At 63.8% G+C, this 12,879-nt stretch carries 10 protein-coding genes; 3 read left to right on the top strand and 7 right to left on the bottom strand.

The features are described from left to right. Window positions 1-198: 198 nt before the first annotated feature. Complete coding sequence (locus AC6CH8_RS20605; protein ID WP_044569301.1) at window positions 199-390, bottom strand: YegP family protein; 192 nt, start codon at window positions 388-390, stop codon at window positions 199-201. A 162-nt stretch (window positions 391-552) separates the two neighbouring features. Between AC6CH8_RS20605 and nboR the strand changes: the two genes are divergently transcribed. Beyond that, window positions 553-1,191, top strand: a complete 639-nt coding sequence (nboR, locus tag AC6CH8_RS20600; RefSeq protein WP_498192116.1) for a nicotine blue oxidoreductase — start codon at window positions 553-555, stop codon at window positions 1,189-1,191. A 39-nt stretch (window positions 1,192-1,230) separates the two neighbouring features. Continuing rightward, the gene (locus AC6CH8_RS20595; protein ID WP_498192115.1) at window positions 1,231-1,698 is read left to right on the top strand and encodes a GNAT family N-acetyltransferase; all 468 of its coding nucleotides are present in this window, start codon (window positions 1,231-1,233) and stop codon (window positions 1,696-1,698) included. Window positions 1,699-1,798: 100 nt separating this feature from the next. On the opposite strand, the gene AC6CH8_RS20590 is transcribed toward AC6CH8_RS20595, so the two are convergent. The 5 genes from AC6CH8_RS20590 to AC6CH8_RS20570 form a co-directional block, all read right to left on the bottom strand. Beyond that, a complete protein-coding gene (locus AC6CH8_RS20590) occupies window positions 1,799-4,636 on the bottom strand; it encodes a molybdopterin-dependent oxidoreductase (protein ID WP_498192114.1) in 2,838 nt (945 codons plus the stop codon). Continuing rightward, window positions 4,626-5,564 (bottom strand): FAD binding domain-containing protein, encoded by a 939-nt coding sequence (locus tag AC6CH8_RS20585; RefSeq protein WP_498192113.1) that lies wholly within the window; start codon window positions 5,562-5,564, stop codon window positions 4,626-4,628. Before AC6CH8_RS20585 ends, AC6CH8_RS20590 begins: the two co-directional genes overlap by 11 nt. After that, entirely contained in the window at window positions 5,555-6,802 is a 1,248-nt protein-coding gene (locus tag AC6CH8_RS20580; protein WP_498192111.1) for an XdhC family protein, read from the bottom strand. Before AC6CH8_RS20580 ends, AC6CH8_RS20585 begins: the two co-directional genes overlap by 10 nt. Before the next feature lie 330 nt (window positions 6,803-7,132). Further along, window positions 7,133-8,716 (bottom strand): NCS2 family permease, encoded by a 1,584-nt coding sequence (locus AC6CH8_RS20575; protein ID WP_498192109.1) that lies wholly within the window; start codon window positions 8,714-8,716, stop codon window positions 7,133-7,135. Between the two features lie 6 nt (window positions 8,717-8,722). Then, entirely contained in the window at window positions 8,723-9,217 is a 495-nt protein-coding gene (locus AC6CH8_RS20570; protein WP_017200639.1) for a nucleoside deaminase, read from the bottom strand. A 447-nt stretch (window positions 9,218-9,664) separates the two neighbouring features. On the opposite strand from AC6CH8_RS20570, the gene AC6CH8_RS20565 reads away from it, so the two are divergent. Beyond that, a complete protein-coding gene (locus AC6CH8_RS20565; RefSeq protein WP_474661203.1) occupies window positions 9,665-11,008 on the top strand; it encodes an 8-oxoguanine deaminase in 1,344 nt (447 codons plus the stop codon). Between the two features lie 100 nt (window positions 11,009-11,108). Here the strand turns inward: AC6CH8_RS20565 and AC6CH8_RS20560 are convergent, their stop codons facing one another. Beyond that, window positions 11,109-12,596, bottom strand: a complete 1,488-nt coding sequence (locus AC6CH8_RS20560) for a hypothetical protein (RefSeq protein WP_498192108.1) — start codon at window positions 12,594-12,596, stop codon at window positions 11,109-11,111. Window positions 12,597-12,879 lie beyond the last annotated feature (283 nt).

The raw sequence follows: 12,879 nt of genomic DNA, 5'->3' as shown, positions 1-12,879 counted from the left end.
GTTGCTGGCGGCGAGGGGCGAAGTTGAGGAGGGTGCGCCGTCGTACGCCATTGACCGCTACAAGCTGCTGGACGTCAACGCCGGCACCACCGGCGGAGCAGGCGGCGACGCCTAAACAGCCCGCATGACAAATTGGCGGCAGCGTTCGTGAAGAACGCTGCCGCCAATTGTCGTTGAGCGGGTTTCGTTGAACCGGACTTAGGTGCCCAGGTTCCTTCTATCGACCACGAAGCCGGTTGCCGCATTCTCGCGAACCGCGTTGATACCAGCCACTACCGCTTTCAGGTTCGGGAACTGTGGCGACACTGCCACAACCGTTCCATCCTCCGCGGTCAGCCGGAACCGGAATGAGTTGGTTCCTGCCTTGAGAATTTCAAAACTGCCAGCCATTTTCCCCTGTTCTTTCACGCGACACTGCGTATCCGAGCTGACTTCATAACTCCCTCACCGACCATATCGGCCAATTCAGACCACCAAAAGCCCTACTGATCGGTAATTTACAACCGATATTGGTAGATCTCTTGGAAAGAAACCCAAGGAGCTAGAGACCGCATGGAGCCCCGCGCGTATCGTGAGGATATGACTGACACCGGCACGGCCCCCACCACGGGCGTGCTCCTCGCTGCAGGCGCCGGAACACGGCTGGGTCGCGGCCCCAAGGCGCTGCTCCCTTTCCGGGGCAGGACCCTGGTGGAAGTACTCGCCGACACGCTGTTCGACGGCGGATGCCGCGAGGTTGTTGTGGTGCTCGGCGCTGAGGCCGACCTTGTCCGCCAAAGCACCGATTTGGGCACGCATGTGGTGGTCGAGAACGAAAATTGGGCCAAGGGAATGGCCGGCTCTTTCCGCACCGGCATTGATGCGGCCATGGCAGGCAACAGCATCATGGTGGCGCTGGTGGACCAGCCCGGGTTAACCCCGACGGCGGTGAGCAGGTTGCTGGGCAGCCACCGTCCCGGCCGGGTCACCGCAGCCGCCTACCCGGACGAGTCCGGCCACCTGAAGCGTCGGCACCCGGTGATTTTCGACGTCGGACTCCGCTCCGAAGCGGCTGCAGCCGCCAATGGCGACACGGGCGCGCGTTCGTTCCTGAAGGCGCATCCGGGGCTCGTGGATCTGGTGGACTGCAGCGACCTCTGCTCCGGCGAGGACCTGGACACGAAGGACCAGCTGCATCTTTTGGAAGGGTAGCGGCGGTTCGGACGGGTAACGGCGGGTAAATTTAGGGACATGATCCGCATCGCAACTGATGATCCCGCACGCCCGGATGTCCACGAGCTCCTCAGCGAGCACCTGGCCGATATGTTCGCCACTTCCCCGGCCGAAAGCGTTCATGCACTGGACCATTCGGCGTTGAAGCATGAGTCGATTATGTTCTGGACAGCCCGGGAGGACGGCGTTCTGCTGGGTTGCGGAGCGTTGAAGGCCCTGTTCTCCGGGCACGCCGAGATCAAGTCAATGCGCACTGCTTCCATTGCCCGCGGACGTGGAGTGGCCACCCAAATGCTGGAACACATCGTGGCCGAAGCCGCCCGGATGGGTTACGAGCGGGTGAGCCTGGAAACGGGAACCGAGGACTACTTCGCCCCCGCCCGCCGGCTGTACGCCAGGCACGGATTCACGGAGTGCCCGCCGTTCGGGGATTACACCCTGGACCCCAACAGTGTGTTCATGGAGCTCGCCGTCTCACCCAAGTAGGTTTCGCACCCAAGTAGGTCGCAGTTAAGCGCGTTCTGACGGCTCAAAACGCGCTCTGCTGCGACCTAGTTGGGTTGGCACGGGACAGGGGTTAGTTGGGTTAGACGGGTGCAGTGGTGCGGTCGCGGAGGGCCAGGTAAATCTTGTCCCGCGCGATGGGCAGCTCGCCGAAGCGGATCCCGGTGGCGTTGCGGATCGCGTTGGCCAGGGCGGGAGCCACGGGGTTGAACGGGCTCTCGCTCATGGACTTGGCACCGAGGGGACCCGTGGAGTCATTGGTGGTGGCGAAATAGACCTCACTGCGTGGAACGTCCGCGAACGACGGAATATGGTACTGCCGCAAGATGTCCGTGGTGACGCGTCCGGCGTCGTCCACTTTCACTTCCTCGTAAAGCACCGCGCCCAGGGCCTGCGCAATGCCGCCCTCGATCTGCCCCCGACACTGCCGCGGATTCACCACCACACCGGCGTCGGCGGCCTGGACACTCTGCAGGATCCGCAGCTCACCGGTTCCTGTATTAACAGCAACCCGGAAGCCGTGAACGTTGAACGCGACCGACCGCGGTGTCCCTCCCCAGTTGCCGTCCGTGGCGAGTCGAACGCCTTGCAGCCGGGCGGCGTCGACGATTTCCGTCAGCGGCAACGTGCGATCGCCGCACTGAACGGCGCCGTCCACCAAGCGGCAATCAGTCAAGGCGGCTCCGGTCAGTGAAGCCGCGACCGTCTGGATCCGGGTGGCGAGTTCCAGCGCCGCACCCAACGTCGCCTTACCTGCCACCACGGTTCCGGCCGAACCGAACGCGCCGGTGTCGTGCTCCAGGAGGTCGGTATCGGACTGCCGCACCGTCACTTTGGACGCCGTCGTAGCCAAGGCCGTGGCAGCCAATTGCGCATGGACGGTTGTGGTGCCGTTCCCGAATTCCGCAGTACCGACGTCGACGGCGAACCTTCCGTCCGCTTCCAGGCTCACCCGGGTGTGGGCGAAGTGGCCGCGGGGCGGAACGGTGTCGATCATGGACAGGGCTGCCCCTTCCCCGACCACCCAATCCGGGCCCAGATCATCCAAACCGGCTACGCGGTAGCGTTCCTTGCCGCGGTCCAGAGCGTCCCGCACCAAGGAAATGCACTGATCCAGACCGTAGCTTCCGTAGTGAACGTCTTCCTCGGGTTCGGGTGTTGTGGAGAGCATGTGATCGCCGGGCCGGACCATGTTCTTGAGCCGGAACTCAAGCGGATCCATCCCGATGCCGATGGCGAGTTCGTCAATGGCAGACTCGATCGCGAAGATCATCTGGCTCAGACCATACCCACGGAAAGCACCCGCGGGGACCGTGTTGGTATAGACGGCGTGTGCGTCCACTTTCTTGTTCACGCACTTGTAGACGGCCAAGGACTCTCCACACCCGTGGAACATGACGCCGGGTGCGTGGTTTCCGTAGGCACCTGTGTTGGTGAGGACGTTCAACTGCAGCGCAGTGAGCGAACCATCGCGGCTGGCCCCGGCCTTGAGGTGAATGGTGAAGGGGTGCCGGGTGGTAGTCGCCATGAACTGCTCGGTCCGGGTGAACTCCAGCTGCACGGGCTTCCGGAGTGCAAGGGCTGCGAGGGCCACCAGGTCCTCGGTGAGGACTTCCTGCTTGCCACCGAAGCCGCCGCCAACCCGGCCTGCCACCACGCGGATACTCTCTGGCGGCAGGTTGAACACCCGGCTCAGCGTCCGCTTCACCAGGAAAGGTACCTGCGTGGAGGAACGGATCATCAAGCGGCCGTCTTCATCCAGCCAGGCAATGGAGGCGTGGGTTTCCATCGCCACGTGCTGCACGCGCTGCGTCTTGTACGTGTGCTCGTGAATGAAGTCTGCGGCCGCAAAGCCGTCGGCCACGCTGCCCAGTTCGGCATGGACCTCGGCCACCACGTTCTGGAGCGGGCGGGAAATGCGGGAGAAGATGCCGTCCTTTTCTCCATGAATTGCCGGGGCACCGGGGAGGATGGCCTCCTGCGGAGTGAACACGGGCTGCAGGAGTTCGTACTGCACGGTCAACGCCCGGGCACCCGCCTCAGCTGCGCCCACGGATTCGGCCACGACGGCGGCAACCCTCTGCCCGATGAACCGCACCACGTTGTCCAGCACGCGCGTATCGTCCGGGTCGTCGGTGTAATTCTCGTGTTGGGCACTGGAAAACAGCAGCTGCGGTGCGTCTTCGTGGGTGAAGACCGCCACGACGCCGGGAACAGCCAAGGCGGGAGCTTTGTCGATGGACACGATCCGGGCATGCGGATGCGGCGAACGCAGGAGCTTCATGTGCAGCAGGCCTGGGAGTTGTTCAGCCGGCACATCCAAGGCATAGCGGGCGGTTCCTGTCACCACGGCCTGACCGGCGGGTGCGGGAACGTTGTCCCCGAGCTGGCCGGGTGTGGCGGGCACAGCGGCGGACGATTGTGTCCCCGAAACTGAATGTGCCCCCGAAACGTCAGCTCCGGCGTCGTGCGGGTGGACGCCGCTGTGGTCGCCAGCGTGACCGCAGACCGCGTCCGCGATGGAGCGGTAGCCAGTGCAGCGGCATAGGTTGCCCTTGAGGTTGCGGGGCAGGTTGGCGCGTTGCTCGTCGTCGAACGTTGCTGCCGTCATCATCATGCCCGCGGTGCAGAAGCCGCATTGGAAGCCCTGGGCCTCGAGGAACTGCTCCTGCACAGGGTGTAATTCGCCATCCTTGGACAGGCCCTCGATGGTGGTGACCGCTTTGCCCTCGGCGCGGACCGCCGGGTAGATGCAGCTGTGGACGGGCGTGCCATCGACGTGCACGGTGCAGGCCCCGCAGTCGCCGCCATCGCAGCCCTTCTTGACGCCAAAGTTGCCCTCCTCGCGAAGGAAGGTGCGGAGGCATTGTCCTGGGCGGGGTGTGGCCTGTGAGGCAGAACCATTGATCTCAATTGCCATTGCGGGCCTCCTTCTGCTGGGTGCTTGTTACGGCTGGCTGGGTGGACGGCTGGGGCGAGGTGTTGTGCGGCGGCCAGAAATCGCCGGAAACGGTCATTGATTCGCCCAGCAGCTCGGCGCGGATTTCCTCGGCCAGCTTGAACGTCATGTCGCGCCGCCATGCAGGCAGCCCGTGGATGTCATCGTGGTACAGCGGCCACGGGATGGAATCGCCGACGGCGTCAGCCAGCGTCCCGGCGTCGGGAACCTGTCCGGCGGGGAACCTCAGTTGTACCGGCCTTTTGGTGGAAGCAGTCACCGTGATGACCAAACCGCCGTCGGGGTCGAGCCGCCCGATCAGCAGCACGCCGGAGCGGCCCAGGTTGCTGAGCGACAAGCGCCGGAAGGCAACCCTGGCGGAGAGTGCGCCGGCGGGCAGATGGATACTGCGGAGCAACTCCCCCGGTGCCAGCACAGTCTGCATATCGCCTATGACGACGTCGGCCACCGGAACGTCCCGGCTGCTGCCGTCGGGGCTGAGGATGGTGGCTACGCCGTCGAGTCCTGCGCAGAGTGATGTCATGGGCCCTGCCGGCAGGCCGGTGCAAATGTTGCCGCCCACCGTGGACATGTTCCAGATCTTGAACGAGGCCACGAACGAATCGCAGCACGGGCGGATCAGCGCCAAGCCAGGCCACTCGCGGCTGGCGGATTCCGCGGTTTGTGGCAGGGCGTAGAGCTCGGCGACGGTACAGGTGGCGGCCAGCTCGATGCCTTGGTCAGTGACGGTGATGGCGGGCCACTCCGCTTGGCCGAGGTCAAGGAGCCGTTTGAGGACCGTGCTGCCGTAGGAGAAAAGGACAGTGCCCCCGGCGAGCCAGGCATCGCCGTCGCGCCATTGTGCCGGGTCCGTGGTGGGGACCACGGCCTCGATGGTGTTCATGTCCATGGGTCCTCCTGAGTGAGGTGTTGGGCTGCTGCGTGAGTCGGGGCTGAGTGGATCGGGCCGGTGCTGTCCTTGAGCGACGGGAACCCGGGTGCCTTGGAAGTCTTCTGGCCAGTTCCACGCTCAGCGATGATTTCTGCCGTGATGGAAACTGCTACCTCGGCAGGAGTCACGGCGCCGAGGTTCAGCCCGATGGGCGAATGCAACCGTTCCAAGGACTCCGGCGGAGTGCCTGCCTCGAGCAACGCCTCGATCCGTTGGCGGTGACTGCGACGGGAACCCATCGCACCGACGTACGCCAGGTTCAACCGGAGGGCGCCCTCAAGCAACGGGATGTCGAATTTGGGGTCGTGAGTCAGGATGCACACTACTGTGCGGGAATCGATGCGCCCGGCGGCCGCCTCGGTTTCCAGGTAACGGTGCGGCCAATCGGTGACCACTTGGTCTGCGCCAGCGAAGCGGCTTTGCGTCGCGAAGGCAGGCCGCGCGTCGCACAGGGTGACGTTGTATCCGAGGAGTTGCCCGGCCGGGAGCAGGGCCGCTCCGAAATCGTTGGCACCGAAGACCAGCATCCGAGCTGCCGGCAAACGGCTTTCCACGAACAAGGTGATGGGCTCGGGCTGCGTTTCCTCTTGTGGGGGCAAGGCCAACCGCTCGGTAGTGACCCACCCGTCGATGCACCCCTCGGGCGGGGCCAGCCGGACCAACCCGGCGCGGCCACCTTGGAGCAGGGGCTCGACCTGGGCGGCGGCGGCAAAAAGTGTGGAGGGGTGGTCGCCCAGCAATTTGGCCAGTTCCTCGGATTCCATGGCCCGGAACCTCACAGGATCGTTGACCACCATGACTCCACCCTGGCCATCGAGCCGGCGGATCAGGGCTGCAGGGCGCTGAGTTTCAACAAAAACAGACAGTTCAGGCGATCCTGCCCGGAGCGGCTGGATGTGGACTTCCAGTTCTCCTCCACAGGTGAGCCCGACGGCGAACGCGTCCTCGGCACTGTAGCCAAAAGACTCAAGGCGAGGGCCGCCGTCGCGCATTGCTTCCAAGGCCGCCTCCACCACGGCACTTTCCACGCAACCTCCGGACAAGCTGCCCAGGATTTCGCCGTTTTCGGAGACCATCATGGAGGTCCCCATGGGCCGCGGCACGGAGCCTCCGGTCCCCACGATCGTGGCCACAGCACACAGTTGGCCGGAGACCGCAGGCCGCCAGCTGCCCAGTGAAGGCATCAGATCCAGCATGGCAACACATCCTTATTCCAGGTGTCCCGGCCGGGTGGCCCGGCCGGAGCAGTGCGCGATCTTGCCTCATATTCTCATTTCCAGAGGAGGTAGTCGCGGTTATTCAGTAAAAGTGGAGTTCATAGGAACGGGGGCAAGGGCTTCATCTCCCTGCCCCCGTTCCCTGACGGAGCGTCGGTGCCTGTCCCTGAATCACCAGGGCCGCCGCCCGCCGTCGTGCCTGTTATTCAGGGACGACGACGGCGGACGCCTATTCGTGCGGTGGGTACCGGCGGACCGCCGATCGAAGTGCCGGAAATGTATGCCCGCCGGCGCGGGTGCGGCTCCGGGCTAGACGCCCATCAGCGCGTTGATCGGGCCGCGGGCAAAGTAGATGATGAAGCCTGCCGTGACCACCCACATGAGCGGGTGCACCTTCCTGGCCTTGCCCGACGCCGCACTGATCACCGCGAAGGAGATGAAGCCGACGCCGATGCCGTTGGCGATGGAGTACGTCAGCGGCATGGTCACGATGGTCAGGAACGCCGGGAGGGCGATGGAGAACTTGGTGAACTTGATCTCGCGGATCTGCGCCATCATCATCGCACCCACCACCACCAAGGCTGACGCCGCAACTTCCAGCGGGACCACCGAGGTGAGCGGCGTGAAGAACATGGAGCCCAGGAACAGCAAGCCGGTGACCACCGAGGCCAGGCCGGTTCGTGCGCCTTCGCCGATGCCCGCAGCCGAGTCGATGTACACGGTGTTGGACGAACCGGACGTTGCGCCGCCCACCACTGCACCCATGCCTTCAACAATGAAGGCTGACTTCAGCTTGGGGAACGTGCCGTCCTTGTGTGCCACGCCTGCGCTCTTGGCCAGGCCCGTCATGGTGCCCATGGCGTCGAAGAAGTTGGTGAACACCAAGGTGAAGACCAACATCGTCGCAGCCAATCCGCCGATCCTGGCGAAGGAGCCGAAGAGATCGAACTGGCCTACCAAGCTCAGGTCCGGGACGGACACCAGTTGGCTCGACAGGATGGGCACGTTGAGGTGCCAGCCGCCGGGGTTGTCGGCGCTGCCTGGACCGATGCGGAACACGGCCTCGGCAACGGCGGCGAGGACAGTGGTGGCGACGATGCCGATCAGCAGGCCGCCTTGGATCTTGCGTGCCACGAGGATGCCCATGGTCAGCAGTCCGATGATGAAGACAAGGGTGGGGATGGACGTGATGGAGCCGTTGTCGCCGAGCTGGACCGGTGGGCCGCCCGTTGTTGCGCGAACGAATCCGGAATCCACAAAGCCGATGAAGGCGATGAACAAGCCGATGCCAACAGTGATGGCGGCCTTGAGTTCCTTCGGGACTGCCTTGAAGATCGCCGTCCGTGCACCGGTAGCACCGAAGATGACAATCAGGATGCCGTTGATGACCACCAGGCCCATGGCTTCTGGCCATGTAACTTCCTGGATGACCGCGACGGCGAGGAAGGAGTTGATGCCCAAGCCGGCTGCGAGGCCGAAGGGCAGGTTGGCGACGAGACCGAAGATGATGGTCATGACGCCGGCGGTCAGGCCAGTGACGGCTCCAACCTGTGCAGCTGAGAGCCAGCCACCGGCGACGTCGGTAGGGGCGTTTTCTGCCGAGAAGCCACCCAGGATGAGCGGATTCAGGATGACGATGTACGCCATGGTGAAGAAGGTGACCAGGCCGCCGCGGAATTCGCGGGCCAACGTGGAGCCACGCTTCGAGATCTGGAAGAACTTATCCAGGAAGGAGTTCGACACCGGGGGCTTCTTGTTTCCATCTGCCAGGCCGGTTGCCGTGTGCTTTGCCGCTGCGGGCTCTGCGCCGTCTCCTTGGGGAAAGAGCGCAGCCTGCTTTTCAGCTGCTGTCTGCTTTTCAGCGGAATTGTCCAGGATTGTCATGTCAGCCACCGGGCCCTAGTAATCAATCCTGGAATCAAGCGTGTTCCATGTGTTGAACGGCTGGAGGGCCGCCGGAGCCTGGGGGTCGCCCAGTTCCAGCTTGGCTACCGGCATCAGCGCGTCCCGGTTGTCGTTCTCGAAGTACTCGTAGAAGACGGCGTCGTCAAAGCCGACGGATGCGGCGTCGTGACGGTCTGCTGCAAAGAACACGCGGTCAACGCGTGCCCAGAGTGCGGAGGCCAGGCACATGGGGCATGGCTCGCAGCTGGTGTAGAGGGTTGCTCCGCTGAGATCGAAGGTTCCCAGTTCGCGGCAGGCGTTACGGATGGCCGTGACTTCTGCGTGTGCGGTGGGATCATTCGTGGCGGTGACGCGGTTGACGCCTTCGAAGGCTCGTCCGTCCGCGGTGACAATGACGGCGCCGAAGGGGCCCCCACTGTTGAGGACATTGGCTGTTGCCAGCTCAATGGATGTGGCCAGGAATTGCTCGGCCGTGACGGTTGTACTCATGTTGCGACTTCCTTAGTGCTGAGGAAGCCAGGTGACCTGTTTGGGGGCGCTACAGAGAGGAGCTCCAGTTAGCTTGGTTACCAGGCTTCAGCATGTGCGATGAAGGTTAAGTTGCGCCTGGTAGATAGCTTCCCGAGGTCCGGGTGCCCGCCTTTGGCAGTTAGAGCGTAGCACCAGGTTTGTGAGCCGCGCCATAGTTTTTTGAAAACTTAATTTCGTGATGCGAAATTACCTATGCTGCGGGCAGGCGCCGGACTGGTGCCGGCGCTGGTGCCGGGGCTGGTGCCCGAATGTGACCGCAGGCAGCCCGCGGGCGTTGACTGCCGCCGTCGGGCATTTTACGCTTTGGAGACCGGGCCACCCCTCTGGCGGACCGGCCACCTGGATCAGCAGACAGGGCCTAACTGAGCTGGAACGCGTACACGCCGACCAGACAAGGAACCTGTCATGACCCCTCTTTGGATCAAGAACCCGCTGGGTATCTTCACCGCAAACGACCTCGACGCCGGTGGCGGCCTGGTGGTTTCCGACGGAAAAATCCTGGAGTTGGTGCCTACGGGCGGTCAGCCTTCTTCTCCCGCGACTGTCTTTGATGCCTCCGCCCACGTGGTCCTCCCGGGGCTCATCAACACGCACCACCACTTCTACCAAACCCTCACCCGCGCTTGGGGCCCCGTGGCCAACGCGCCGCTGTTCCCCTGGCTGCAAAACTTGTACCCGGTGTGGGCACGATTGACGCCGCGCAGCCTGGAGCTCGCAGTGCAGGTGGCACTGGCCGAGCTGCTGCTCTCCGGCTGCACCACTGCCGCCGACCACCACTACCTCTTCCCCGACGGCATGGAAGACGCAATCGACATCGAAGTGGCTGCGGTGCGCGCCATGGGAATGCGCGCCACCTTGACCCGCGGGTCCATGACCCTGGGAGAGGACGACGGCGGGCTGCCGCCCAGGACCACGGTCCAGTCGCCTGAAGCGATCCTTGCGGACAGCGAACGGCTGATTCGTCAGTACCACGAGACCGGTGATGGGGCTGTTGTGCAGATCGCGCTTGCCCCGTGCTCGCCCTTCTCGGTGACCAAGGAGATCATGGCCGAGAGTGCAGCCATGGCCGAACGCTTCGATGTCCGGCTGCACACGCACCTTGCCGAGACCATTGACGAGGAAGACTTCTGCCGCTCCATGTTCGGACTGCGGACCGTGGACTACTTGGAATCCGTGGGCTGGTTGGGATCCCGCACCTGGCTTGGGCACGGCATCCATTTCAACGACGACGAGATCGCCAGGCTGGGAGCCGCGGGCACCGCCGTCGCCCATTGCCCCACCTCCAACATGCGCCTCGCTTCCGGGACTGCCCGCGTCCTGGAACTTGAGGCTGCGGGCGTTCCCGTGGGGCTGGGAGTGGACGGATCGGCGTCTAACGATGCCTCCAACATGATCCTCGAGGCTCGTCAGGCCCTGTATTTGCAGCGGCTCCGCTATGGCGCCTCAGTTCCCGTGGAGCGGGCACTGGGATGGGCTACTCGTGGATCTGCCGCCGTTTTGGGGCGCTCCGACATTGGGCAACTGGCACCCGGACTGCAAGCGGACCTGGCCTTGTTCAAGCCCGACGAGCTGCGCTTCTCCGGAAGCCACGACCCCGTCGCCGCATTGCTGCTCTGCGGGGCGGACCGTGCCGACCGGGTGATGGTCGGGGGTTCTTGGCGCGTTGTGGACGGTGCGATTCCAGGGCTGGACGTCGCCGGGCTGATCGCTGAGCACTCGGCGGCGGCCCGGAAGCTGGTTGCGGGATAGGTTCTGGTTGCCCGGCTGGGCCCGTTTCGGGGGTTCCCTGCGCAACATGCCGTTCGCACGGCACAGTCCGCAGCGAGCCCCCGAAGCGGGCTGGTGCCCCTTAGATCGCGAGCTTATAAACGTGGTGCGTGTACTCGTTCGCGAACGAATCCGTGAACTTACCGCCCTGCACGGCGATGGTCCGGTTCTCTCCCACGACCTCCACGTGAGAACCGGTAATCCCGGCCGGTAACGTGAAGGTTTTGGAGCCGGTGGTCCCGTTCAACCCGATCCCCGCAAAGAGGTAAGCACTGCCGTTCTTGGCTTTCAGCATGGTGTCCACACCTGCCGCCCCCGCATCCCACACATAGCTCTGCGTATTCAGAACCGGGGCCAGGGCCTGGATCCCTGCCAATGCGGCCTTGATCTTCGCCTTGCGGTCAGCAGGTATATCCACCAGCGAGTACGTCCCGAACTGGGAATCGTTGTTGTGCTGGAAAATATTGATGCCCCTCGCCTCGTGGATGATGGCCGACCACATGGCACCTTCCATCTGCTCGGGGGTGATGGTGCGGTCAGCGCTGTTTTCCAGGAACGGACGCGCCGACTCAACGAACACCCAGTTCGGCTGGATCCCAGGGCTTGATTGGTAGAAGCGCATGCGGTCCGCGACCCATCCATACGCCGCGGCAGTCTTCACCGAAGCACCCTCGGGCCACGACGGAGTCCGATCAGCCTCGAACTGCAAATCCGCGCGCGTGTAAAAGTACTGGTCATTAGACGACATATCGACTGCGGCCATGAAATCATCCATTAGTCCAGGCGCCCAGAACGTGCCAAAAATTCCCTTTGAATAGTTCGCTGCCGCAAACCTGCCGTCATTCTTAGCCCGGATCTCGGCCACCAGGTTCTTCATGATCTCCAAGTTCTGGGCGGCAGAAACGTTGCCGCAGCCGAGGCCCACCATCTCGCATTCGTCGTCCGTGTCCCAACCCACGACGCCAGGGTTGGTACCCACCTCGGACTGGCTCCATTCTCCACCGGGGATGACCAGCATTCCCGTGTCGGTGATCATGCTCATGGGCGAACCGTCGCGTTCGGCGTTGTGGAACACATTGACGCCGATGTCCTTGAGGGCTATCGCGTGTGAAGGCTTCCCATACCACACGCCGATGGGGAAAAGGTTCGGATTATTGAGCCTCGCCGCGCCTGGGAACTTGGCCCAGTAGGCGGGCCCGCCGTCCCACGGAACCCTGGACAAACTGGCGAGGCTGCCAGTGGGTGGAGGTGAGGTCGGCGTGGGCGTCGGCGTCACCGTTGGAGTGACCGTCGGAGTGGGCGCGGGCGTCACTGTCGGAGTGACCGTCGGAGTGGGCGCGGGCGTCACTGTCGGAGTGACCGTCGGAGTGGGCGTCGGCGTCGCCGTTGGAGTCACTGTCGGCGTCGGCGTCACCGTAGGCGTCCCAATCGGTGTCACCGACGGACTTGCCGTTGAAGCACTAGGCGTAGGGGTGGTGGTCACCGACGGTGTTGGCTGGGGTTCAGGCGTTGTGCATCCGGAAAGAGCCAACGCCATCACCGCCACGAACATTGAGACCTTGAGTTTCATTACTTGTATTCCTTTGGATAGCAGCCAGAATGAAGCTGCCTCGGTGCCGTCTCCCCAGCCGGCTCTTTCGCCACCTGCCATGGCAGGGTTTCAGTCGGGACATCGCCCGGCACGGCGCGACGATGCGCGTCGGATTCTCGGTCTGTGCCGTGCGCCGCCTGTAGACGGGCCCGTCGAGCGAGCGTTTTGCGGCCCGTGTCCGGTCAGGGCCGCCACGACCTTGAGGTACCCTAAGGTGGTCGTCGACCCAGCATACGGGAAGCCAAAATTCGCCATGCCGCCC

It is taken from the genome of Paenarthrobacter sp. GQ52, assembly GCF_059759005.1.
The sequence above is the reverse complement of the archived record's forward strand: the minus strand, read 5'-3'. Positions and strand labels throughout refer to the sequence as shown.

What these genes read in the sequence shown, in the direction of transcription:
- AC6CH8_RS20605 (WP_044569301.1), bottom strand. Translation starts at nt 390, where the DNA reads ATGGCTGGCAGTTTTGAAATTCTCAAGGCAGGAACCAACTCATTCCGG.
- nboR (WP_498192116.1), top strand. Translation starts at nt 553, where the DNA reads ATGGAGCCCCGCGCGTATCGTGAGGATATGACTGACACCGGCACGGCC.
- AC6CH8_RS20595 (WP_498192115.1), top strand. Translation starts at nt 1,231, where the DNA reads ATGATCCGCATCGCAACTGATGATCCCGCACGCCCGGATGTCCACGAG.
- AC6CH8_RS20590 (WP_498192114.1), bottom strand. Translation starts at nt 4,636, where the DNA reads ATGGCAATTGAGATCAATGGTTCTGCCTCACAGGCCACACCCCGCCCA.
- AC6CH8_RS20585 (WP_498192113.1), bottom strand. Translation starts at nt 5,564, where the DNA reads ATGGACATGAACACCATCGAGGCCGTGGTCCCCACCACGGACCCGGCA.
- AC6CH8_RS20580 (WP_498192111.1), bottom strand. Translation starts at nt 6,802, where the DNA reads ATGCTGGATCTGATGCCTTCACTGGGCAGCTGGCGGCCTGCGGTCTCC.
- AC6CH8_RS20570 (WP_017200639.1), bottom strand. Translation starts at nt 9,217, where the DNA reads ATGAGTACAACCGTCACGGCCGAGCAATTCCTGGCCACATCCATTGAG.
- AC6CH8_RS20565 (WP_474661203.1), top strand. Translation starts at nt 9,665, where the DNA reads ATGACCCCTCTTTGGATCAAGAACCCGCTGGGTATCTTCACCGCAAAC.
- AC6CH8_RS20560 (WP_498192108.1), bottom strand. Translation starts at nt 12,596, where the DNA reads ATGAAACTCAAGGTCTCAATGTTCGTGGCGGTGATGGCGTTGGCTCTT.